Source organism: Candidatus Acetothermia bacterium, from assembly GCA_024653305.1.
Lineage (GTDB): Bacteria > Bipolaricaulota > Bipolaricaulia > Bipolaricaulales > Bipolaricaulaceae > JACIWI01.
In genome coordinates this window covers 1-599 of record JANLFW010000070.1, presented here as the reverse complement: position 1 = coordinate 599, position 599 = coordinate 1, and the positions used below count along the sequence as shown (strand labels likewise).

The following is a 599-nucleotide window of genomic DNA, read 5'->3' as shown; positions in this document are numbered from 1 at the left end:
GAGCGGCGCCCGAAGGGGCCGCCGACCCCAAGAGCCACACCCCCGCCACGCCTCCTCCTACTAGCTACATCACCGGGCACAAATCCGATGGTAGACCCCCGGATTCACGAGCGGCTCCCCAGAAGGCCGCCAACCACAAGACCCACACATCCTCATCCCTCTCGCCCCGGGTCGTACTGAGAAACCGCCGCTTGATCTCCGCGAGGAGCCAGGCCCGGAACTCCTCGATCTCGCCCAGAAGATCCTGAACCTCGCGCTCGCTCACTGCCCCCGCTTGCTCGTACACCAAGATGTGGCGCTTGCGTCGGGCGCGCTCGAAATCCTGAGCATAGCGCCGCGCATTCGGAGGAAGCAGCCTCTGCAGTTCGTGGAACGTGTGTGCATGGCGGGCCTGGGTAGTGTCTCAAGGAGTGTGTCTGCCGAGGCAGCATGGTAGCCTTCCCGACGAAAACGCTTTGACAGAAAGGAGGGAAGGCCACCATGCGGGACAAGACCCGCGAAGAGATCGTAAGGGAACTCGGACCTGCGCCCCGGAAACGGAACCACTTGGAGGGCCGGTTTCGACTAACGCCCGCGCGTGGATCCCCCGTGCTCGAAGG

Annotated in this window: 1 protein-coding gene; it reads right to left on the bottom strand. The window is 64.1% G+C overall.

The window, feature by feature from the left end:
- Positions 1-64: 64 nt before the first annotated feature.
- Complete coding sequence (locus tag NUV94_08270) at positions 65-265, bottom strand: hypothetical protein (GenBank protein ID MCR4392727.1); 201 nt, start codon at positions 263-265, stop codon at positions 65-67.
- Positions 266-599 lie beyond the last annotated feature (334 nt).